The organism is Paenibacillus sp. GYB003 (assembly GCF_036577625.1).
GTDB lineage: Bacteria > Bacillota > Bacilli > Paenibacillales > NBRC-103111 > Paenibacillus_AB.
Map to the genome: position 1 here is coordinate 1 of NZ_JARBDC010000078.1, position 20371 is coordinate 20371.

Genomic DNA, 20371 nt, shown 5'->3' on the forward strand with positions numbered 1-20371 from the left:
CTGCTGCGTCGGCAGCGATGCCGATTTGAAGCTCATCGTCGTTTGCTCGAGCGATTCGATCATCGGGGCGAGCTGCGAATACAGCGCCTTGCCCCTTTCCGTCGGAATCATTTTGCGGGTAGCCCGCACGAACAGCGGTTCGCCGACCTCGGCTTCCAGGGAAGCCAGATGCTGGCTCATCGCCGGCTGGGTCATCATGCGCGTTTTCGCCGCCTCCGAGACGGAGCAGTGCTTGTATATGGCGATAAAGCTTCGGTACCATTCGAAATCGACCATCGTCGGGCCGTCGCTCCTTTCGTTCGTCGTCGAGCCGGCCGTTCGTCCGATCCCCTGCAAACGGCAGGCATCATAGAGCGGCGAAGCTACACACCCCGCTGCCGCATCGCCTCGAACAGCAGCACGGTCGCCGCCATCGCCACGTTGAGCGATTCCGTCGGGCCCTTCATCGGGATGACGACGTGCTCGTCGATTTGCTCCGCCACTTCGGGGGATACGCCCTTGCCTTCGTTGCCGAGCACGATCCATACGGTTCCGGTCAGGTCGGTTTCGTAGCAGCTGCGCTTCGCCTGCAGGCTCGTGTTGATCAGCCGAACGCCCCGCCGTTTCGCTTCGGACAATATCGGAGGCAGCGCCGACTCGGCGATCGGGAGATGGAACAGCGACCCCATCGTCGAACGAACCGTCTTCGGGTTGTACAGATCGACCGTCCCTTTGCCGAGCAGCACCGCCGACGCCCCGACCGCATCGGCCGAACGGACGATCGTGCCGAGATTGCCCGGGTCCTGGACGCCGTCGACGACGACAACCAGCCCGTCGCGAATATCGAGCAGCCGTTCCGCGGGAAACGCCGTTTTGTTCACGATCGCCGCTACCGGCTGCGGCGTTTGGGCGTCCGTGCATTTCGCCAGCACCTGCTCGCTGACGGGCACCCATTCCGGTCTCGTCCGGCCGGCCGCCGCCAGAGGCCCGATTTCCGCCGGAATTCCCCGCTCGAGCGAATACAGCACCGTTTCGACGTCCGCTCCGGATTTCAAGGCTTCCTGCACCAGGTGGATCCCCTCGACGAGATAAGCTTGCCGCTTGTCCCGCCCTTTTTTGTCCAAAAGCTGCGCCCACATTTTCGCCTTCGGATTTTGCGGCGAGACGATCGGTTCCGCAGCCCGCATCATCGTCCCGCTTCCCCGTACGCCCGCTCCAAATGGCGGAGCTGATCGTTTTCGCCGACGACGATCAAAATGTCGTCCGCTTTGATCAGGTCGTCCGCGTTCGGGGAAATGTTCATTTTATCGCCCGTTTTCAGCGCCATGACGTTGCAGCCGAACTTGGCGCGTATGTCGAGCGCCCGCAGCGTTTGGCCGATCATCGAAGGCGCCGCCTTCAGCTCGACGATGCTGTAATCGTCGGAAAGCTCGATAAAATCGAGAATGTTCGGAGATATTAAGTTGTGCGCGACGCGAAGCCCCATATCCCGCTCCGGGAAAATGACTTTGTCCGCGCCGATTTTTTTGAGCACTTTGCCGTGCAGGTCCGTTTGAGCTTTGACGACCAGAAGCGGAACGCCCATATCTTTCAGGATGAGCGTCGTCAAGATGCTCGATTGGATGTCCTGCCCGATCGCCACGACGACAACGTCGAAATTGCGGATGCCGAGCGCCCGCAGCGCTTCTTCGTCGGTCGAATCGGCCTGAACCGCATGGGTAACCATGCCGGATACGTCCTGCATCCGCTGCTCGCTGGAGTCGATCGCCAGCACCTCGTAGCCGAGCTTGTACAGCGACATCGCGACACTCGAGCCGAAACGTCCCATGCCGATGACGGCGAATTGCTTCGTTTTCATCTCCCATGCCCCTTTCAAGCCTAGATGACGTTTATTATACCACACGAAGGCGGGTTCACCCTATTTCCGTTCGGCCGATTCCCGTACATGAAGCCGGGACATAGTGCGCATATTATGTACTGAAACGAATCAAAGCGACCGCCATTCAGCGGACTACAACAACCCTCGCCTACGGAAACGCAGGCCTAGCGCAGCCTGCCTCCCGTTTTTGCGGGGAAGCCATAAAAGACCGGAGGTCCGATCATGATTTTGAGTTTGCGGCAAGCGATTATACAGCGGGTGCACGACAAGTCGGAGGAAGAGCTGGTGAGCGTCATCGAGGATTCGATCGGCGGCGACGACAAGGCGCTTCCCGGACTCGGCGTGCTGTTCGAGATCATTTGGGAAAACAGCGGACAAAAGGAGCGCAGCAGCATGGCGGCGACGTTGAAATCGCATTTGAACGATTCGGCCGGCAGCGAGACGAAGTGAGGCGCGCCTGCGAGGCTGTTGCGAAACCGTTCGGGCTTACGGCCCGAACGGTTTTTTTACGTTTATGGAGCTTACGGTACGTTTATTTTATTCGATGACAGCTCTAGGCATATGCTGAAGAGCGTCGGCTATAAGCTGGGGACCGACGCCCGATGAGCGCGGTTTAGCAATCGGGAAGAAACGAGGGCGTTTCGTTTGTGCTATGTTGGTGACAGCACCGAATCTCTGAATCTATCGGATACCATCTCATAGGGAGTGATGCGCTTGAAAAGCAAAATCCAAAAAATTGCGCCGAACTTGTGGTTCGATACGCAAGCGGAAGAGGCCGCCAAGTTTTATACGTCGGTCTTCGACGATTCCGGCATCGACCGAATGACCCGATACGGCAAGGACGCCCGCGGCGGCTTTCGGGAAGGCGACGTCATGACCGTGGAGTTCCGGCTGGAGGGGCGGCAATTCGTAGCGCTGAACGGCGGTCCGCACTTCCGATTTAACGAAGCCGTCTCGTTTATCGTCCATTGCGAAAACCAGGAAGAGCTGGACTATTATTGGGACAAGCTGTCCGAGGGCGGCGACGAAAAAGCGCAGGTGTGCGGCTGGCTGAAAGACCGATTCGGCGTCTCGTGGCAAATTATCCCCGCAGCCTTGTCCGAGATGGTCGGCGACCCCGACCCGGAGAGGGCGCAAAGAGTGATGAACGCGCTGCTGCAGACGAAAACCAAAATCGACATCGACACGTTGATGAAGGCTTACGAGGGCTAGCCGGACACCGCCTGCCGGGTCATCCCCGAAGCCGGGGAAAAAAGCCGAAAACCTCCGAGTCCCGCCCATTCGGCCGGGCAATTCGGAGGTTTTTTACATAACGGGCTTTCGCCCGGCTTAAGGCGCCGTTTCCAAAAACTTCGCCTGCGGCATTTTTTCCATCGCGCTGCGCATCGCGTACTCGTTCTCGAACAGCGCCACATAGTTATCCTTCTTGTCCTTCACAAGCAGCGAGTTGATGCGGAACTTCGCCGGGTCGACGCGCTCGTCGATCACCCAGCGCGCGAACTGGTACGGGAGCCGTTGAAGCAGGATGTCCACGCCGTACTCCGCCCGCATCCGGTACTCCATCACCTCGAACTGAAGCTGGCCGACGACGCCGAGTATCATTTCGTCGAAGCCGGAAGTGGTATGGAACACTTGAATCGTGCCTTCCTCGGTCAGCTGGTCGATCCCTTTCAAAAACTGCTTTTGCTTGAGCGCGTTTTTGATCGTCACTTTGCTGAACAGCTCCGGCGAAAACGTCGGCAGCTCGTCGAACACGATATCCTGCCCCTGCGAAAGCGAATCGCCGATACGGAAAATGCCGGGATCGAACAAGCCGATAATGTCCCCCGGGAACGCCTCCTCGACGATGTCGCGGTCTTGCGCGAGAAACTGCTGCGGCTGCGACAGCTTGATTTCTTTGCCGGCGCGCACGTGGCGGACCGACATCCCGCGCTCGAATTTGCCGGAGCATATGCGAAGGAAGGCGATCCGGTCCCGGTGCGCCGGATTCATGTTCGCCTGGATTTTGAAAATGTAACCGGAAAATTTGTCGAACGTCGGCTCGATCGCGCCTTGGCTGCTGCTCCGCGGCGTCGGCTGCGGCGCCAGCTCCAAAAAGTTTTCGAGAAACGTCTGCACCCCGAAATTGTTGATGGCGCTGCCGAAAAAGACCGGCGTCAGCTCGCCTCGCCGCACCTTTTCCAAATCGAACTCGTCTCCGGCCACGTCGAGAAGCTGAAGCTGCTCCTGCAGCTGCTCGTACAAATAGTCGCCGGCGATTTCCCGCACGAGCGGATCGTCGTAGCCGCTCACCTTGCGCACTTCGATATGGTCGTGATCGCCGTCCTGGAACAGCTCGAGCTGCTTCCGCACCCGGTCGTACACGCCGCAAAACTGTTTGCCCGAGCCGATCGGCCAGTTCATCGGATACGAGCGGATGCCGAGCACCTGCTCGAGCTCCTCCATCAAATCGAACGGGTCGCGTCCTTCCCGGTCCAGCTTGTTCATGAACGTAAAGATCGGAATGCCGCGCTTGCTGCACACTTGAAACAGCTTCTTCGTCTGCGCCTCGACCCCTTTGGCCGAGTCGATCAGCATGACGGCGCTGTCGGCCGCGGTCAGCGTCCGGTACGTGTCTTCGCTGAAATCTTGGTGGCCCGGCGTATCGAGTATGTTGACCCGGTGCCCGTCGTAATCGAACTGCATGACGCTCGACGTAACCGAAATCCCGCGCTGCTTCTCGATTTCCATCCAGTCCGACGTCGCGTGGCGGCTCGCCTTGCGCCCTTTGACGGTGCCGGCCAGCCGGATGGCGCCGCCGAACAGCAGCAGCTTCTCGGTCAGCGTCGTTTTCCCGGCGTCCGGGTGGGAAATGATCGCGAACGTTCTTCGTTTCTGCACTTCGTTTTGCATTTGGATTGCCGTCTGATTCATTATGTCGATCCCTTCCGATGATCTCGTCTGTCAACTGCGGGTCCGTTCGGAGCAGCGCGCGATGTAACGGAAATCCGTTCCGCCAAGTCTGGCGGCTGCCCGTTCGGCCATCGCTATCCGTCCGGCGACCGTCAAACGCCGGCCCGTTCAAGCGGAATCGTCCAGTTCGCCGCATCGATCCACGCCTGCTTCGCGAATTCCCAGCCGCGCACGACGACCCGGTCCTCGTACACCTGCACGTACATTCCTTGGGACTTCTCCACGCCGGGCTGGTTGTTGCGCGTGCGGCCGACGGAGGCGTTCGTGAACCAATGGAACGTCTCCTTGCTGTAATGCGACGAGCCGTTGTCGAAATCTTGATGCGTATGGCCGGAAATGACGAACACGTTTTTGTGCGGCTTCAAAATGCTGCGGAATTCCTTCGCGCGGATGAGCCGGTGGCTTCCTCCGTCCTCCCCGGCGGGAGGCAGCGGCTGATGGATAAGCACGAAAATCGGCTTCCCGTCCTTCGTTTCCGCAAGCTTCGCCTTCAGCCATTCCAGCTGCTCGTCGGAGTACCAGGCCCCTTCGCCGACTTCGGGCTTTTCCTGGACATACGCCTCCTGGGAGACGAGGATGATGTGATGCCCTTTCAGCTTCGCATCGTTATAGACGTTCGCATAATCGAACGTCTTCATGAACCGGGCTCGCGAGCCCGCGTCGGTGTTGCCGTTCGGGAACGTTTCGCGGCTGAATCCGCCGTTTTTGTCGATCCATACGTTGTAATAGTCGTGGTTGCCCATGTTGGCGTATACCGGAGGCAGCTTGTAGGCGGCCAAAATCGACTCGAGCGATTTGATTTCGCTCTCCATGCCGTAATCGGTCAAATCGCCGCCGAGCAGCAGCGCGTCGACCGGCGACTCGAAACGGGCGATTTGGTCCAGCGCGTTCCGGAGCTTCCTGGGGGTCGATTCATCGTATACCGAGACGTGCAGATCGCTTAAGACGAAAAACGAAAGCAGCGGCTCCGCGATGCGGACGGGCTTCTCTTCCTGCGCCGGAGCCGTCGTCGGACTCGCGTCCGGTTCGCCGGCGCCCGCGCCGCCATCCGCCGCCGTCAACGGCGGCCCCCCGCCCGCACCCGGACGGGCGAGCAGCCGAAACAAGCCGTAAAACGATCCCGCGACGATCGCGGTCGCGGCCAGCAGCCATTTCAAAAATGCGCGTCTCGACATAGACTCTCACTCTCATTGTCTCTAAAATGGCACCGGTGATCCCATTATATCCGTTTCGCCGCGCGAATCCAACGTACGCGGAACGACCCCGGCAAAGCGGCGGGAGTCTTCGAGGCTTATGCCCGATGCTTGGCGGGGACTGCGGATAAGAGCAAAAAAGACCTTCAGCGACTGAAGGCCCGGCGGACCGGAAGCGGCCGGCGAAGCCGCCCTTCGGTCGGCATTGCGGGGCGAAAGCCCCCCCGCTCCGCCTGCCGTCATCTTATGCGGCTCCGATCCGGTATTGTGCCGAAACGAAACCGAATTCCGCTCCATCGGTGCTTATACGAGGAAACGGAGCGCGGCCCGTTTCGGTTCGAACGGTTTATTTCGACGGCACCGGCGTCGCCCAGACGACTTCGCCTTCGTGCTGGCCGTTGACCGGCCACCATTTGAAGCCGTCCTCCGCCAGCAGCCGCTGCGCCGCCTCCGGCCCCCACGTTCCGGCCGGGTACCGGTGCAGCACCGAGCTTTGCTCGCGCCATGCCGACTCGATCCGGTCGACGAATTTCCAGGCGAGCGCCACCTCGTCCCACCTCGTAAAATACGTCGAATCGCCCCGCGCCGCATCGTACAGCAGCCGCTCGTACGCTTCCGGCGTGTTGATGCCGACTTCGCAGCTTTGGCAAAAATCCATCGCGATCGGCACGATTCCCCACTCGGAGCCGGGCCGCTTCGCGTTCATTTTCAAATAAATGCCTTCCGTCGGATTGACGCGGAAGACGAGCAAGTTCGGCTCCAGCTTCGTCTTCCGGGAAAAATAAACGTTTTCCGGCATGTTTTTAAATTCGACGACGACTTCCGTCGTTTTCACCGGCAGCCTTTTGCCCGTGCGGATATAGAAAGGCACGCCGGCCCAGCGGAAATTGTCGACGAATACTTTCGCCGCGAAATACGTTTCCGTCACGGAATCGGCGGGAACGCCCTCCTCGTTCCGATACGCCGGAACCGGCTTGCCTTTCATTTCGCCGGCGTCGTATTGGCCGCGCACGACATGGCGGGCGACGTCGTTCGGATCGTCGAACACGCGAAGCGAACGAAGCACCTTCACCTTCTCGTCGCGAATGTCCTCCGGCTCCATCCGGCTCGGCGGCTCCATCGCCATCATCGTAATCATTTGCAGCATATGGTTTTGCCCCATATCCCGCAGCGCGCCCGCATGGTCGTAATAGCCGCCGCGTTCCTCGACGCCGACCGTCTCGCTGAGCGTAATCTGGATGTTGGCGATATGCTTGTTGTTCCAGAGCGGCTCGAAGAAGGCGTTGGCGAACCGGACGACCTCGATGTTTTGCACCATTTCTTTGCCGAGGTAATGGTCGATCCGGTATATTTCTTCCTCTTGAAACACTTGGCGGATTTGCTCGTTCAGCTTCTCGGCCGACGGCAAATCGTAGCCGAACGGCTTCTCGATGACGAGGCGGCGCCACCCCGGCGAATCGAGCAAACCGCCGTCCCGCAGGTTGAAGCTGACGCTGCCGAACAGCTCGGGCGCGAGCGCCAAATAAAACAGCCGATTGCCGCCGATTCCGTACGTTTCGTCCAGCCGGTCGGCCAGTCCTTTCAGCTCCCGGAACTGCTCCGTGTTGTTGATGTCTAGCGACATATAGTGGAAGTGGCCGGCGAACCGCTCCCACCGGCTGTCCTCCTCGCCCTTGTAGCGTGCGAATTCCGCGATCGAACGGCTCACGTCTTCGCGGAATTGCTCGTTCGTCCGCGGCCGTCTCGCCAGGCCGATGACGGCGAATTTATCGGTCAGCTTGCCTTCGCGGTACAGGCTGTAAATCGCCGGAAACAGCTTTCTGCGCGCCAGGTCGCCCGTTGCGCCGAAGATGAAAAAGAGCGTGCGGTCCGCTCCGAAATCGCTTAGTTCCCCTGTATTCGTCATCGTTCATCATTCTTTCCTTAAGTATTTGCGCCTTGCCCGTACCGGCAAGTCTTGTATGTAGTGTAGCACAATCCATAGCCGGAAATGAAGCGGAAGCCGTGGATCGGTTCGGCTCGAACGAAAGGCTTGGCGGGGCTTCGTCACGGTTCCGCGACGATGAGCGGCGTCGCGATCGTCAGCTTGTACGTTCCGTATACGGAATCGCGGTGAAACGCGGCCTGCAAATTGATCGTGCCGCCCGCGCTGCGCACGCCCGTCCCCAGCAGCCGGCTCGTGTACGAAATGATTTCGCTGCCGGAATCGCTGTACGATTCGGCCGGGTCCGCCTTGAACGCGCCGGCCACCTTCGCTTTCAACGCTTTCAGCGACGCGTCGGACAAGGCGCCCGCTCCCCCGCGCAGCGTGATCATCCATTTCGGCTGCACGCCGGCCGGCTCCAGCCTTGCGGCCGCATCGGCCGTCCAAGCCAGCAGCTTGTCCTTCTCCGTCCCTTCGGGAGCGTCCAGCCGCACGATCAAGTTCGTCGTGCCGTCCGCCCAGCCGGACAAGGCGACTTCAAGCTTGGCTCCGGCTACCGAAGGCGATTCGCCGGACGCGCGGTATACCGGATGCCCGTTCGCGTCGCGAACCGGCTTCGACGCCGGAAGCCCGAACCGGGCCGCCATGCCGTCGCCGAGCGAGGCGAACGCGGCATCGCCTTTCGCGTTCAGGTACGGCCCGGAATGCTGCACGGTTGCCGCATAGCCGGACGGATACAAGCGGTCCGCCGCGCGAAGCATCGTTTCCGCATCGGCCGCCGCCCGGGGGGACGTTCGGTTCGCCCCCGTGAAAGCGATCCAGCCTGCAAGCACGACCGCGCCGAGCAGCAGCGTCCCCCACAGCCGGTTTTGGCGCTTCATGGCCGATCCCTCCCGTCGCAATAGCTTGCACGTTCCGGAACAAACATCCATTCGTTTCCTATTTTAGCATACGCGAACGGCACCCGCGAGCGCGGCTTCGGTCCGGGCAAAAATAGGCGCGAACCCGCTGGGCGTTCGACCATGCGCGGCAATTCCCCGGTGAATAGCCTATTCTGAACAAACGAATCCTGGAGGGAGTCAGGCATGGAGCAGATCGTTCCCATCAACGAAGAAAGCATCGGCCGGTTTGTCGGCTTTCCCGTCTGCGCCGTACTCGGCGACGGTACGAGGCATTACGGCATCATCAGCAGAGTGCGAAAAGGGAAGCTGATTTTAAACGATTCGGAGGAAGCTCTGCTGTCCGCGGCGCCGAAACGGCGCAGGCGGACGCAAGGCGCCGTCTCCGCCCGCGGCGGGCGTTCGCGGAAAACCGGCGGCGCCGCCGAACCGCCCGTCAGGCTGTCGGCTTTTCCGGCCGGCGAAGAAGCCGGATACCCGGAGGTGTTCGAGACTCCGTCTCCGTTCAGCGTCAAGGTGTCGCTCGATATAGCGAACATCTCCGCCATTTTCCCGCTGCTATAGGCGTCCCCCGGGGGCGGAAAAAAGACCGGCTGTCCGGGCGGCCGAAAAAAAGCTTCCGTCCGCGTCGTCGCAGACGCGTTTTGGAAGCTTTTTTGCGTTTACCGGTCTTCTTGGGTCCGCGGGCGGGCCGCCGCGGAACCCGTTAAATCCGTTTGGCCAAGCCGATGTAGGAGAGCGACGGCACGTACCGTTCCTCGTAGTAGCCGAGCCTTGCGTAAAACCGCCTCGCTTTGACGTTCGCCTCGTCGACGAACAGCTTCATCTCGCGGTATCCCCGGCTGCGGGCGTACGATTCCGCCTGTCTCAGCAGCGCCGTTCCCCAGCCCTGTCCTTGGCTGTTTCGGTCGACCGCGAGCAGGTCGAGCAGCATCGCTCCGCCCGCCGAGCGGACCGAGACGAAGCCGACCGGTTTCGTTCCGGTCGGGGCGGCGACGAACGTCACGTTCCGGTCCAGCCTTCTCCGCACGTCCGAAGGGTCCCAACGCGCGTTCGGCATCGTGCGGACGGTAAACACAAACAGCTCCCGCTTGACCAAATCGAGGATCGTCCGGTCGTCCCGGCGGGGATTGCGCGCCCGAATCATAGCCCTCATCCTTCCGTCGTCGCCTGCTCCTGCGGGGCGCGGGGACGGGACCGCCCGAAAGCCGGGCGTCTCGTCCATCCCCGTACATGCAAGCTATACGGACAGTTTATGACGGGGCGGAAGCTTTGGTGTTACGGGCGCTCCCCGATTACTTTTTCCACTTGTTGCTCATCAGCCATAAAAAAACGAGCGTCGCCGCCAAAAATACGACGAGCACGACCCATTGCGTACCGTTCACTGCCGTTCCTCCAAGCCGTATACGGCGGTTGCCCGCCTTGCTACCGTTTATTGTACTTGGATCCGGCGGTAACGTCAAAACCGGCGATGGGGCGCAACATCTCAAGCTTTACTCCCGCTTCGCCGGTCGGCGTTCCGGCCGGGTTCGGCTGCCCGGCTCGGCCGTTTCACGGCCGCAACACAATTTTGCCCACGGTCACCCGGCCGGCGACCAAATCGGCGAACGCGTCGGGTCCGGCTTCGAGCGGCCGTATTTCCGTCCAGCCCCGCTCGGTAATGCGGCCGTCCGCGAGCAGGCGGACCGCGTCGTGAAAATCTTGGCGCGAGTAGCAGAACGACCCGAGCAGCTCGATTTCGCTGCGGATCGCGTAATTGATCGGCAGCGGCGTCTCGTCGACGCCGAGCCCGATGTTCATCACTGTGCCGCCGGGCCGCACGAGCCGCAGCGCCGCCTCCCGCGTCGGCCGAAACCCGGCGGCGTCGATGACGGCGTCCGGGCCGTCTTCGCCGAACGCGGCCCGCACCCGCTCGTCGAAGGCGCCGCCCTGCGGGTTCGCCGTCTCGAAGCCGCCGAGCGACCCGGCCAGCGCCAGCCGCCGCTCGTTCGTGTCGGCGATCAGCACGCGCGAGGCGCCGAGCAGCTTCGCCGTCATGGCGCACAGCAGGCCGATGCCGCCGGCGCCGAAGACGAGCGTCCCCGCGAGCGGGTGCCGCTCGAGCGCGCGGCGCGTCGCCCGCAGCGAGCAGGCGAGCGGCTCCGCCAGCGCGGCGCGAAACGGGTCCATGTCGGCGGCGACCGGCACGACCGCGCTGCGGGGAACGGCAACGAGTTCCCCAAAAGCGCCGGGCCGGTGCACGCCGACGAGCGCCCGTTTCGCGCACAGCTGCGGGAGCCCTCGGCGGCACGAGGCGCAGTCGCCGCACGAGACGAGCGGGTTGACGACGACCCGCCGCCCGAGCAGCCCGTCTGCGGAAGCGCCCGCCTCGCCGGACCGTTCGTCCCCCGCTTCGGTCACCGTCCCGCAAAACTCGTGGCCCATGACGAGCGGCGGCACCCGAAGGCTGTTATGGCCCAAATAGCCTTCGATTTCCGACCCGCATATGCCGACCGCTTCGACGCGGACGAGCACCTCGCCCGGCTTGCGCGCGGGAGCCGCCGTCTCCCGCACCTCCATCGTTTCGACCCCGGTCCACACCAGCGTCTTCACCGGCTTCATCCCCTTTTCCTCGCGACGTTCACGAGGCGGAACGGTCCGCAAGAACCGCCAGCTGCGAAACGAGCTTCGCCACGTCGTCCGAGTTGTTGTACAGGTGGATCGACGCGCGCAGGCGTCCGTCGCCGCCCCACACGTATGTGCCTTGCCGCTGCAGTTCGTCCGCCAGCCGCTCGCCGTCCGGGCAAACGAACGAAATGTTGCCCGCGCGCCATTCCGGCTGCTCCGGCGTCATCGGCTCGAAGCCGATCCGCTTCATGTCCCGGATCAGCCGGCCGCCCAGCTCGAGCACGTGCGCGGCGATGCGCCCGATGCCGACCGACAGCAGCAAATCGGTCGACGCTTTCATCGCGTACAGCGTCGGATAGCTCGGGTAGCCCGTTTCGAACCGTCTGGCGTCCCGGTAAAAGCGGAAATGCTCGAAGCGGGTGTCGCTGAACATGTCCTCGACGCTGCGCCAGCCGACGTAACGGGGCTCGAACAGCTCCGTCCGCCGCGGATTGACCGCCAGCACGCCGCCGCCGTGTCCGGCCATCAGCCATTTGTACGAGCTCGCCACGACGAAATCGGCGTCGTTCACGCTGACCGGGACGACGCCGAGCGACTGCGTCGCGTCGACGAGCAGCAGCGTCTTCGTTTTGCTCAGCTCGCGGTACAAGCTGCGGTAATCGATCCGGACGCCCGACATGTAGCTGACGTGGCTCGTGACGACGATGCGCGTGTTCGCGTCGACCGCGGCCAGCAAATCTTCCGCGGTCACCCGCCAGCCGCGGTTCGCGACGACCCGAACCTCGACGCCGGACGACTTCAGATGAAGCCACGGCAGCACCCCCGACGGAAATTCGAGATCGTGAACGACGACGTTGTCGCCCTGCCCGAACCGGCAAGAGGCGGCGATCATCGATATCGCTTCGGACGCGCTCGACATCAGCGCGATTTGCTCCGGCCGGCCTTCGAGCAGCGCCGCCAGGTTGTCGCGGCACGCCTGCTCCACCTCGCCGTTTTGAATGCGGCCGAGCGGGCCGTTAGCCCGGTTGCGGACGTAAGCCGCAACCGCTTCGAGCATGACCGAGGGAGGAGGCGATTCGGCTCCGCCGTAAAACCAAGCGCGCCCGTCCAAGCCGATAAAAGCGGACCGTTCGATTAATGCTTCCAATAAGCTCGCCACCTTCCGCGTTGCGTATGGTTTACAAATTCGGGGGGAGATCCAGCCGCCGGAAACAGTCGTGCGCGCGCTCCACGTGCCGATACGCTTCTTTCATCACCGGGGCTCCGTGCCCGGCATACAGCGTATCGAGGCGAAGGGCGTGCAGCTTCGCCGTCGTTGCGGCGTAATCCTGAATCGAGCAATCCCACGTCGATTGCAGCACGATCCGTCCGCCGGCGAACAGAACGTCGCCCGCGAAAATCGCCTTGCCGTCCTCCCCGTCCCACAAATAGCTGACATGGCCGCGCGCATGTCCGGGCGTTTCCAGGACGGCAAGCTCGATGTCGCCGACACGGACGACGTCGCCTTCTTTGACCGCCCTGGCGACCGGACAAGCCCGGAAACGGTAATCGTCCGGGTATATGCCCGCCGCGATCGCCGCGAGCAGGCTGTTCTTTTCCATGTCGCCGCTTTCGAGCCACGGAGCGGCTTCCTCGGACACGATCAGCTCGGCGCCGTAACGGTCGCGAAAATGCCGGGCTCCGCCCGCATGATCGCCGTGCGCATGCGTAAGCAGCAGCTTCGTGATGCGCTCCGGCGCGACGCCGGCCGCGGCGATGTTCGCCTCGATGCGCTCCGGCTCCACGCCGCCCCCGGCGTCGATCAAGGCGCACTCGGAACCGCCGTCGAGCAAATAAACGTTGCAGTCGATCATGTGCGTCGTTTGCAAGCCGTGCCGGCCGCTTCCGACCATATGGACGCGAGATGATATGCGCATAAAGTCCTCCCCGCGATCGGGCGCGGATCGCCCGATCCTGTTCGTACCGCATCTGGGTAAATCAAGCTCGGACGCGCCCGAACGTCCGGGCCAGCCGCAAATAAAATTCCGCCGCTCGCTCGACGTCGGATACGGGCACCCATTCGTCGTTCGTGTGCGCCTGGGCGATCGAGCCCGGCCCGTACACGATCGAAGGGATGCCGGCGAATTCCTGCAGCTTGCTGGCGTCGCAGCCGTACGTGACGCCGCGCAGCCGGTCGCTCAGGCCGATTTCCGCCGCCGCCAGCCTGGCGGCCTTGACGATGTCCGCGTCAGGCGGCGTATCGAGCGCCCAGTCCAGCACCAGCCGTTCGGCGGTCAGCTTCACGCCTTCCGCGGCCAGCTCCCGCGTCAGCCGCTCCGTCAGCTCCCGCTCGACGATTTCGGGACGCTCGCCGGGCACGATGCGCCGGTCGACCTCGATGACGCACCGGTCGGGCACGATATTGATTTGCGTGCCGCCGCGGATCGTGCCGACGACGATCGTCGGGCTGCCGCACAGCGGATGAACGCGGGCGGCCAGCTCCGGCTCGAGCCGCTCGTGAATGAAGCGCAGCACGCGCATCATCTGGATGACGGCGCTGTCGCCTTCGGCCGGCAGCGAGCTGTGCGCCGCCTTCCCGTGCGTCGTCATCGCCATCCGGACGCAGCCTTTGTTCGCGACCGTAATGCCGAGCTCCGTCGGTTCCCCGACGACGGCTCCGGCCGCCGGGATGCCGAGCTCGAGAAACGCCATCAAGCCCCGGTACGCATGCTCTTCGTCGACCGAGGCGCACAGGACGAGATCGCCCCCGGCGTACGAAGGATCGGCCGCGCACCGTTCCATCGCGTACAGCATGCCGGCCAGCGACCCTTTCGTATCGCAAGCCCCGCGGCCGTACAGCTTCCCGTCCCGGTATACCGGCTCGAGCGCGTTCGGCATCGCGCCCAGCGTAACCGTATCCATATGCGCTTCGAACAGCAGCGTCCGGTCCGGCTTGCCGACGCGCAGCTCGATAATGAGATTGTCCCGTCCCGGAAATACCGGCTGTCTCGAGACGGAAAGTCCGGCCGCTTTACAGCGCCGCTCCACGTAATCGGCCATCGCCGATTCGCCCTGTCCGTCCGCGTCGAAATGCGGATTGACGCTCTGAATGCGAATCATTTCCTCCAGCGTCGTCAAAGCCGGATGGTTCGTCGTTGTTTCCCGAGTCGCCATATTCGTCTCCTTTTGCCGGTTCGGCCTTAATGGCTTGGCGTCGTTCGCATTCCGGAAAACGCTTTCTAATAGCGCAAGCTCGAACCCGGCGAGCCGCTTGTACCGCTGCGGGCGCACATCGCCTTTCGTCGGTACGTATTAAACATTATATAGAATATATATTATACTCGTCAACCGTTTTACGCCGCGATGTCGTTCGGCTGACGGCCGCAAACGATTTATCAGCAACGTCTATCGACGTGCTTCGAGGATGAGCGACCGCGATTTAGCGAAAGTTGTTTAGGTTGGTACAGAAAGTCGCTCTTCGCGAAAAAACCGTCCGGGAAAAACACCCGGACGGTCCTTTGTTGCGCAAGCCGTTACGTTAGCGCGTTCCGCTCTAATTCCCATTCCCCGGAAATCCCGCGAACCGCTTTTCGAAATACGGCTGACGAACCTTGCGATCGTTATCGGAGCCCAATTCGACGGTCGGAATTGGTAAAGAACTCCAGTATCGTTATTACCGGCAAATCGGCTCGCTTTCTTCCATTTTCGAGTTCGATAGCGATACAGGGATTCGTTAGCCCGGAAAAACGATCGATGTCCCGCCCGTAAGAACCGTAGGATTCGTTAGCCCATAACGCGCCCGGGTTTTTCGCCAAGAGATCGGGTTACAGCCACAGCTTCTCGTCGAATTCGACCGGCTGTTCCTTCTTTTCGGACAGCTGGACGAAATCGCGATACGAGCGAAAAATATGTTTCCGCATCGTATGCTCCGCCTCGTCCGGATTTCGCTTCTTGAGCGCCTCGATCAGCTCGAGATGCTGGTCCACTTCTTTCTGCTTCGTCGATTTCGCGCCGAGCAGCCGGTTGACGAGCGAAATTTGGAACGAGATCGACTGGTACATGTTCAATAGCCGGGAATGATCGGCCATCTCGATAATCGTCTTGTGAATATGCGACGAATCGTGCAGCAGGCTCGGCACCGAGTCGTCGTGCAGCTTCCGCTTCATTTGCTCGTAAAACGACTCGAGCTCGGCGATTTGCGCGTCCGTCGCGTTTTGCGTCGCCAGCCGGATCGCCAGTCCTTCCAGCATCGAGCGGACCGAATAAATTTCGAACACGTCCTTCATATCGAGCGTGCGCACCATCGGCCCTTTGTTCGGCACGATCGTGATGACGCCCTCCCCGTGCAGATGGCGAATCGCCTCCCTTACGGGCGTCTGGCTGACGCCGAGCTCGCGGGCCAGCTTCGTCTCCACGATCCGGTCGCCGGGGTTCAAGTCGCCGGCGATAATTTGCTGCTTGATATATTTCACCAGTTCTTCGCTAATATTTTGCTTCTGTATAATAAGCGGCTGCGTTTGCAATTGTTGATCCATCGTCGGCTCCATCCTTCGCTCTGCTTCTTGTTCGATTATTTCTTACACATTATATAGACAATAATATATAATTCCATGTACTTATGTCAACTTTGGAGTCGATCCGACGGGTCGTTTCGGGTCTGTTTGTATTCGTATCACGGAAGGATGATCGCTCCTTGTTCCATATTGTGGTTCGGCATGCCGTCTGGTATGGTGGTTGTAGCGGCCGGCCAACGGTCGGATCGGCGGCCGTCGACCGGTCAATCGGGAAAGGAGCTGTACGTCCTGATGAAGCATTTGAGAGAAAAATGGAAGCGCATTCTGCTCGGCGGTCCGGAATTGGACGCGCGCGACCCGCAAATCGCCGCCCGCATCGAACGGATCGCCGCCTCGGCTTCCGCCTTTTGGACGTCGATGAACAAGTCGCCGGATCGCGACTATATATGGGAGGACTTGGCATCAACAAGCAGCTCCAATGTGGTGACGGTCGCCTATATCCGGATCAAGGAAATGGCGATCGCGTACGCGCTCCGCGGCTCGGCCCTGCACAACAACACCGCGTTGAAAACGGACATTCTCGACGCGCTCGAATGGATGTACGCGAACCGCTACCGGGACGGCATGAACCGCTACTCGAACTGGTGGCATTGGGAAATCGGGGCGCCGCTGGCGTTGACCGACGCGGTCATTCTCCTGTACGAAAGCATTCCGGCGGACCGGATCGCGGCTTATATGCGGGCGGTCGACCATTTTTCGCCGAATCCGGACAACTATACGGGGGCGAATCGGATCTGGGTTTGTCTGGTCGTCGCCTTGCGGTCGATCGTTTTGGACGATTCGGACATGCTTGCCGCCGCGAGGGACGCCGTCAGTCCGGTGTTCCCTTATGTGCGGACCGGCGACGGCTTTTATGCCGACGGCTCGTTCATTCAACACGGCCATTTCGCGTATACGGGAAGCTACGGCAGAAGCATGCTGCTCGACATGTCGAAGCTGCTGTACTTGCTGAACGGGACGGAATGGGAAGTCGTCGATCCGCTGCGGGACCATGTGTTCCGCTGGGTGTTCGACAGCTTCGAGCCGGTCATGTACAGGGGCGCCTTGATGGATTTCGTAAGAGGGCGGGAAATCGCGCGATATTATTCGCAGGAGCACGATTCCGGCCAGCATGTTATCGAAGCCGTCATGCGTCTGGCGCGAATCGCGCCGGCCGAGGACGCCGAGCGGATGCGGCGGATGGCGAAGCATTGGATTTTGACGGACGATTACATGACGTTCGGGGATTACGCGACGGTGCCGTTCGGCATGGCTACCTCTCTGGAGTCGGTCGCGCTCGCGAAGGAGCTTTTGCAGGACGGACGGCTGCAGCCGCGGGACGGCTACGCCAAATTCAAAATGTTCGCCGCGATGGACCGCGCGGTTCACCACCGCGACCGGTTCGCGTTCGCGATCGCCATGTTTTCCAGCCGCATCGCCAGCTACGAGTCGATCAACGGCGAAAATTTGAAAGGCTGGCATACGGCGCACGGCGCTGTCTATTTATACAACGGCGACCTGGGTCAATTCGCCGACGGCTACTGGCCGACGGTCGATCCGTACCGATTGCCGGGTACGACGGTGACGACGGCGGCGCGCGATAACGGCTTCGGCCGAAGCCGGCTCAGTTCGAAAAGCTGGATTGGCGGCGTCGAGCTGCTGGACCGATACGGAGCCGTCGGCATGGAGCTGGAGGATTATCGGGCGAGCCCCGACGACGAACGATGCATGACGGCGAAAAAATCGTGGTTTCTGTTCGACGAGGAAATCGTCGCGCTCGGTTCGGATATCCGGACGGAGCAGCCGGTCTCCGTCGAAACGATCGTGGACAATCGCAAGCTGAACGAAAAAGGCGATAACCGTCTCATCGTGAACGGCAGGCCGATGCCTGCGGCGCCCGGATGGGCGGAAGAGCTGCCGGAAACCGGATGGATGCATGTGGCGGGGGACGACGAGCGATCCGGCATCGGATATTATTTCCCGGGTACGCCGGCGCTGCGGGCGCTGCGCGAAGCCAGAACGGGACGATGGTCGGACATTAACGACGGCGAAGCGAACGAACTGAACGATAGCGCGGCCGTAACCCGCAACTATTTGACCGTCTGGTTCGATCACGGGGTGAGCCCGAAGCGGGGAACGTATGCGTATGTCCTTTTGCCGGGACAAAGCGCGGATCGAACGGCCGCCTATACGGCCGATCCGTCGATCGAAATCGTCGAGCAATCGTCGGCGGCGCACGCGGTGCATCATAAACGGCTAAACGTGTGGGGCGTTCACTTTTGGAACGACGAAGCGAAGAAAGTCGGCCCGATCGCGTCCGACCGAAAAGCCGCGGTCATGCTGAAGGCGGGCGACGGGGAAATCGACCTCGCCGTAGCCGACCCGACGCAACAAGGCGTTTCGCCGATCGCGATCGAAATCGCGGCCGCGGCAACCGAAGTGCTGTATGCCGATCCGGGTATCGAGGTAAAGCGGCTGGAGCCGAGCGTCATCCTGTCTGTCGACGTTGCCCATGCGGGAGGCCGGACCCGTTCGGCGAAGCTGCGCGGAACGCTCGTCTAGCGAAGGAAACGACCGGGCGTTCCCGATCGGCCGGGGAGTCGAAGCGTATCCGCGTCGTCCACCCGGCGCCCGTGCCGACAAACGCGAACAGCTCTCACCGTGGATGAGAGCGAGACACGCATATTCGTATTCGTTCCGGGCGGCGCGATCACTCCGCCAGGCCGTGCTTGAAGGCGTAAATCGCCGCCTGCGTCCGATCCTCCACGCCCAGCTTCGCCAAAATGTTCGTCACGTGAAATTTGACCGTCTTGATCCCGATGAACAGCGCGTCGGCGACTTCCTGGTTCGACTTGCCCGCGGCGATCAGCTTCAGCACTTCCATCTCGCGGTCCGTCAAGTCGTGGTGCGGCTCGGCGGCCGGCTTCGGCTGGCGGAACCGGTTCATCATCTTCGCCGCCACCTGCTGCTCGAGCACCGACTGGCCTTTGACGGCGGCGCGAATCGCCTGGGCGATTTCCGAAGCCCGGGACGTTTTGAGCAAATAGCTGAACGCCCCGGCTTCGATAACCGGGTACATTTTCTCGTCGTCCAAAAAGCTCGTCAGCACGATCACTTTAATGTCCGGCATTTGCTGCAGCAGCCTGCGGGTCGTTTCGATGCCGTCCATCCCTTCCATGACGAGGTCCATCAGGACGACGTCCGGCTTGTATTCCTGCGCCAGACGAATGCCTTCGAGCCCGTTGCTCGCTTCGCCGACGACCTCGATCCCGTCCTCGGTTCCGAGCACCGCCGCCAGGCCGATGCGCACCATTTCGTGGTCATCCACCAACAACACCTTGATTTCCGCTTCCATCGGTCGTTTCTCCTCCATCTTCCGTCAAAATCGGCACGCGAATCTCGATGCGGGTCCCTTTGCCCGGAGCGGTGACGAACTGGATCGCTCCTCCGATTTCGTTCACCCGCTCCTTCATCGATTGAATGCCGTACGAGGCGTGCTTGTTCTCGTCCAGCTCGAAGCCGACGCCGTTGTCGCGCACGGACAGCCGGACGTTGTCCGACGGCCGCTGCAGCTTCAGTTCGAGCAGGGTCGCTTTCGAATGGCGCAGCGTATTCGACAGCGCCTCCTGGACGATCCGGAACAGATGATCCTCGATTCCTTTCGGCAGCCGGATGGTTTCGTCCATATCCCAGGTGATCTCGATCGGCACCTTCGCCTGCAGCTCCTGCAGCAGCTCGCGCAGCCCTTGCGACAGACGCTTGCCCTCGAGATGGACGGGCCGCAAATGAAGCAGCAGCGCCCTCATCTCCGACTGGGCGACCGACGACATTTCCTCGATGAGCGCGATTTGCCGCTTCGCCTTGTCGAAATCTTTATCCAGCGTCCGGCCGACGGCCGTCGCCGTCATCGAGATGGCGAACAGCTGCTGGCTGACCGCGTCGTGCAGCTCCCGGGCGAGCCGCTGCCGCTCCTCCACGACGGCCGACAATCTCGCTTTCTCCGCCAGCTCCGCGTTGTTCGTCGACAGGCGCTGCAGCGACGACACCTGCTCCTCCCACCTCGTGCTGATCCGGCCGAGCTGCTCGCCGATGCGCCCGATTTCGTCCTGACCGAGGTCGGGAATCGGGCGGCTCAGGTTGCCTTTTTCCAAATGAAGCATGGCGTCCTGCAGCTGCTCCAGCCTCCGCGTCGTCCGGGAGCTTGACCAAAATCCGAACGCGCCGCCGAGCACGACGACGACGCCGATCAGGAGAAGGCTGATCAGGACGCCCTCCCTCCAGTTCGCGAAAGGCCGAATGTACCCGTAATAATTCAATATGTAAATAATCGTTCCGAACAAAAAAAGGCTGAGAAGGATCGACTCGCCCATGCTTCGCCATATCATGTTCGTCAGTTTCTTGTTCAC

19 protein-coding genes are annotated in these 20371 nt (G+C 61.4%); 4 read left to right on the plus strand and 15 right to left on the minus strand.

Annotated features, from left to right (window positions below; translation table 11 throughout):
* The 3 genes from PV407_RS25170 to PV407_RS25180 form a co-directional block, all read right to left on the minus strand.
* A partial coding sequence (locus PV407_RS25170; RefSeq protein ID WP_332092772.1) for a LysR family transcriptional regulator occupies nucleotides 1-276 on the minus strand: 276 nt, incomplete at its 3' end.
* Nucleotides 277-362: 86 nt separating this feature from the next.
* A complete protein-coding gene (locus PV407_RS25175) occupies nucleotides 363-1169 on the minus strand; it encodes a TrmH family RNA methyltransferase (protein WP_332092773.1) in 807 nt (268 codons plus the stop codon).
* Nucleotides 1166-1837, minus strand: a complete 672-nt coding sequence (locus PV407_RS25180; RefSeq protein WP_332092774.1) for a potassium channel family protein — start codon at nucleotides 1835-1837, stop codon at nucleotides 1166-1168. The genes PV407_RS25175 and PV407_RS25180 overlap by 4 nt, the downstream gene beginning before the upstream one ends.
* A gap of 243 nt (nucleotides 1838-2080) precedes the next feature.
* On the opposite strand from PV407_RS25180, the gene sspI reads away from it, so the two are divergent.
* Entirely contained in the window at nucleotides 2081-2308 is a 228-nt protein-coding gene (gene sspI, locus PV407_RS25185) for a small acid-soluble spore protein SspI (protein WP_332092775.1), read from the plus strand.
* A gap of 264 nt (nucleotides 2309-2572) precedes the next feature.
* Complete coding sequence (locus PV407_RS25190; RefSeq protein ID WP_332092776.1) at nucleotides 2573-3070, plus strand: VOC family protein; 498 nt, start codon at nucleotides 2573-2575, stop codon at nucleotides 3068-3070.
* A 117-nt stretch (nucleotides 3071-3187) separates the two neighbouring features.
* On the opposite strand, the gene PV407_RS25195 is transcribed toward PV407_RS25190, so the two are convergent.
* The 4 genes from PV407_RS25195 to PV407_RS25210 all read right to left on the minus strand — a co-directional run bounded on the left by PV407_RS25195 (nucleotide 3188) and on the right by PV407_RS25210 (nucleotide 8808).
* Nucleotides 3188-4771, minus strand: coding sequence for a peptide chain release factor 3 (locus PV407_RS25195; RefSeq protein WP_332092777.1), 1584 nt, complete (start codon nucleotides 4769-4771; stop codon nucleotides 3188-3190).
* A 131-nt stretch (nucleotides 4772-4902) separates the two neighbouring features.
* Entirely contained in the window at nucleotides 4903-5985 is a 1083-nt protein-coding gene (locus tag PV407_RS25200) for a metallophosphoesterase family protein (RefSeq protein WP_332092778.1), read from the minus strand.
* 364 nt (nucleotides 5986-6349) lie between these two features.
* Complete coding sequence (gene zwf / locus PV407_RS25205) at nucleotides 6350-7909, minus strand: glucose-6-phosphate dehydrogenase (RefSeq protein WP_332092779.1); 1560 nt, start codon at nucleotides 7907-7909, stop codon at nucleotides 6350-6352.
* A gap of 140 nt (nucleotides 7910-8049) precedes the next feature.
* Nucleotides 8050-8808: a YwmB family TATA-box binding protein gene (locus PV407_RS25210; RefSeq protein ID WP_332092780.1), complete on the minus strand. Its 759-nt coding sequence runs from the start codon at nucleotides 8806-8808 to the stop codon at nucleotides 8050-8052.
* 204 nt (nucleotides 8809-9012) lie between these two features.
* Here PV407_RS25210 and PV407_RS25215 point away from each other — a divergent pair, with 204 nt between their 5' ends.
* Nucleotides 9013-9390 (plus strand): hypothetical protein, encoded by a 378-nt coding sequence (locus PV407_RS25215; RefSeq protein WP_332092781.1) that lies wholly within the window; start codon nucleotides 9013-9015, stop codon nucleotides 9388-9390.
* A 142-nt stretch (nucleotides 9391-9532) separates the two neighbouring features.
* Here PV407_RS25215 and PV407_RS25220 read toward each other — a convergent pair whose 3' ends face one another.
* From PV407_RS25220 to PV407_RS25245, 6 genes are all read right to left on the minus strand, one after another.
* On the minus strand, nucleotides 9533-9982 hold the full coding sequence (locus PV407_RS25220; RefSeq protein ID WP_332092782.1) for a GNAT family N-acetyltransferase: 450 nt from the start codon (nucleotides 9980-9982) through the stop codon (nucleotides 9533-9535).
* Between the two features lie 395 nt (nucleotides 9983-10377).
* Entirely contained in the window at nucleotides 10378-11418 is a 1041-nt protein-coding gene (locus PV407_RS25225; protein WP_332092783.1) for a zinc-binding dehydrogenase, read from the minus strand.
* A gap of 28 nt (nucleotides 11419-11446) precedes the next feature.
* Entirely contained in the window at nucleotides 11447-12580 is a 1134-nt protein-coding gene (locus PV407_RS25230; RefSeq protein WP_332092784.1) for an aminotransferase class V-fold PLP-dependent enzyme, read from the minus strand.
* A gap of 31 nt (nucleotides 12581-12611) precedes the next feature.
* The gene (locus PV407_RS25235; RefSeq protein WP_332092785.1) at nucleotides 12612-13349 is read right to left on the minus strand and encodes an MBL fold metallo-hydrolase; all 738 of its coding nucleotides are present in this window, start codon (nucleotides 13347-13349) and stop codon (nucleotides 12612-12614) included.
* 61 nt (nucleotides 13350-13410) lie between these two features.
* Nucleotides 13411-14586: a M20 family metallopeptidase gene (locus PV407_RS25240; RefSeq protein WP_332092786.1), complete on the minus strand. Its 1176-nt coding sequence runs from the start codon at nucleotides 14584-14586 to the stop codon at nucleotides 13411-13413.
* A gap of 650 nt (nucleotides 14587-15236) precedes the next feature.
* Nucleotides 15237-15947 (minus strand): GntR family transcriptional regulator, encoded by a 711-nt coding sequence (locus PV407_RS25245; RefSeq protein ID WP_332092787.1) that lies wholly within the window; start codon nucleotides 15945-15947, stop codon nucleotides 15237-15239.
* Nucleotides 15948-16217: 270 nt separating this feature from the next.
* On the opposite strand from PV407_RS25245, the gene PV407_RS25250 reads away from it, so the two are divergent.
* Complete coding sequence (locus tag PV407_RS25250) at nucleotides 16218-18527, plus strand: polysaccharide lyase 8 family protein (protein WP_332092788.1); 2310 nt, start codon at nucleotides 16218-16220, stop codon at nucleotides 18525-18527.
* Nucleotides 18528-18675: 148 nt separating this feature from the next.
* Here the strand turns inward: PV407_RS25250 and PV407_RS25255 are convergent, their stop codons facing one another.
* Both PV407_RS25255 and PV407_RS25260 read right to left on the minus strand, forming a co-directional pair.
* Nucleotides 18676-19320, minus strand: a complete 645-nt coding sequence (locus tag PV407_RS25255; protein ID WP_332092789.1) for a response regulator transcription factor — start codon at nucleotides 19318-19320, stop codon at nucleotides 18676-18678.
* Entirely contained in the window at nucleotides 19286-20350 is a 1065-nt protein-coding gene (locus PV407_RS25260; RefSeq protein WP_332092805.1) for a sensor histidine kinase, read from the minus strand. The genes PV407_RS25255 and PV407_RS25260 overlap by 35 nt, the downstream gene beginning before the upstream one ends.
* Nucleotides 20351-20371: the final 21 nt, after the last annotated feature.

Bases quoted from the DNA above. Each gene is read 5' to 3' on its own strand.
- PV407_RS25240 (WP_332092786.1), bottom strand. From the start codon at position 14,586: ATGGCGACTCGGGAAACAACGACGAACCATCCGGCTTTGACGACGCTG.
- PV407_RS25260 (WP_332092805.1), bottom strand. From the start codon at position 20,350: ATGATATGGCGAAGCATGGGCGAGTCGATCCTTCTCAGCCTTTTTTTG.
- PV407_RS25245 (WP_332092787.1), bottom strand. From the start codon at position 15,947: ATGGATCAACAATTGCAAACGCAGCCGCTTATTATACAGAAGCAAAAT.
- PV407_RS25200 (WP_332092778.1), bottom strand. From the start codon at position 5,985: ATGTCGAGACGCGCATTTTTGAAATGGCTGCTGGCCGCGACCGCGATC.
- PV407_RS25175 (WP_332092773.1), bottom strand. From the start codon at position 1,169: ATGATGCGGGCTGCGGAACCGATCGTCTCGCCGCAAAATCCGAAGGCG.
- PV407_RS25250 (WP_332092788.1), top strand. From the start codon at position 16,218: ATGAAGCATTTGAGAGAAAAATGGAAGCGCATTCTGCTCGGCGGTCCG.
- PV407_RS25215 (WP_332092781.1), top strand. From the start codon at position 9,013: ATGGAGCAGATCGTTCCCATCAACGAAGAAAGCATCGGCCGGTTTGTC.
- zwf (WP_332092779.1), bottom strand. From the start codon at position 7,909: ATGACGAATACAGGGGAACTAAGCGATTTCGGAGCGGACCGCACGCTC.
- sspI (WP_332092775.1), top strand. From the start codon at position 2,081: ATGATTTTGAGTTTGCGGCAAGCGATTATACAGCGGGTGCACGACAAG.
- PV407_RS25195 (WP_332092777.1), bottom strand. From the start codon at position 4,771: ATGAATCAGACGGCAATCCAAATGCAAAACGAAGTGCAGAAACGAAGA.
- PV407_RS25210 (WP_332092780.1), bottom strand. From the start codon at position 8,808: ATGAAGCGCCAAAACCGGCTGTGGGGGACGCTGCTGCTCGGCGCGGTC.
- PV407_RS25255 (WP_332092789.1), bottom strand. From the start codon at position 19,320: ATGGAAGCGGAAATCAAGGTGTTGTTGGTGGATGACCACGAAATGGTG.
- PV407_RS25235 (WP_332092785.1), bottom strand. From the start codon at position 13,349: ATGCGCATATCATCTCGCGTCCATATGGTCGGAAGCGGCCGGCACGGC.
- PV407_RS25220 (WP_332092782.1), bottom strand. From the start codon at position 9,982: ATGAGGGCTATGATTCGGGCGCGCAATCCCCGCCGGGACGACCGGACG.
- PV407_RS25180 (WP_332092774.1), bottom strand. From the start codon at position 1,837: ATGAAAACGAAGCAATTCGCCGTCATCGGCATGGGACGTTTCGGCTCG.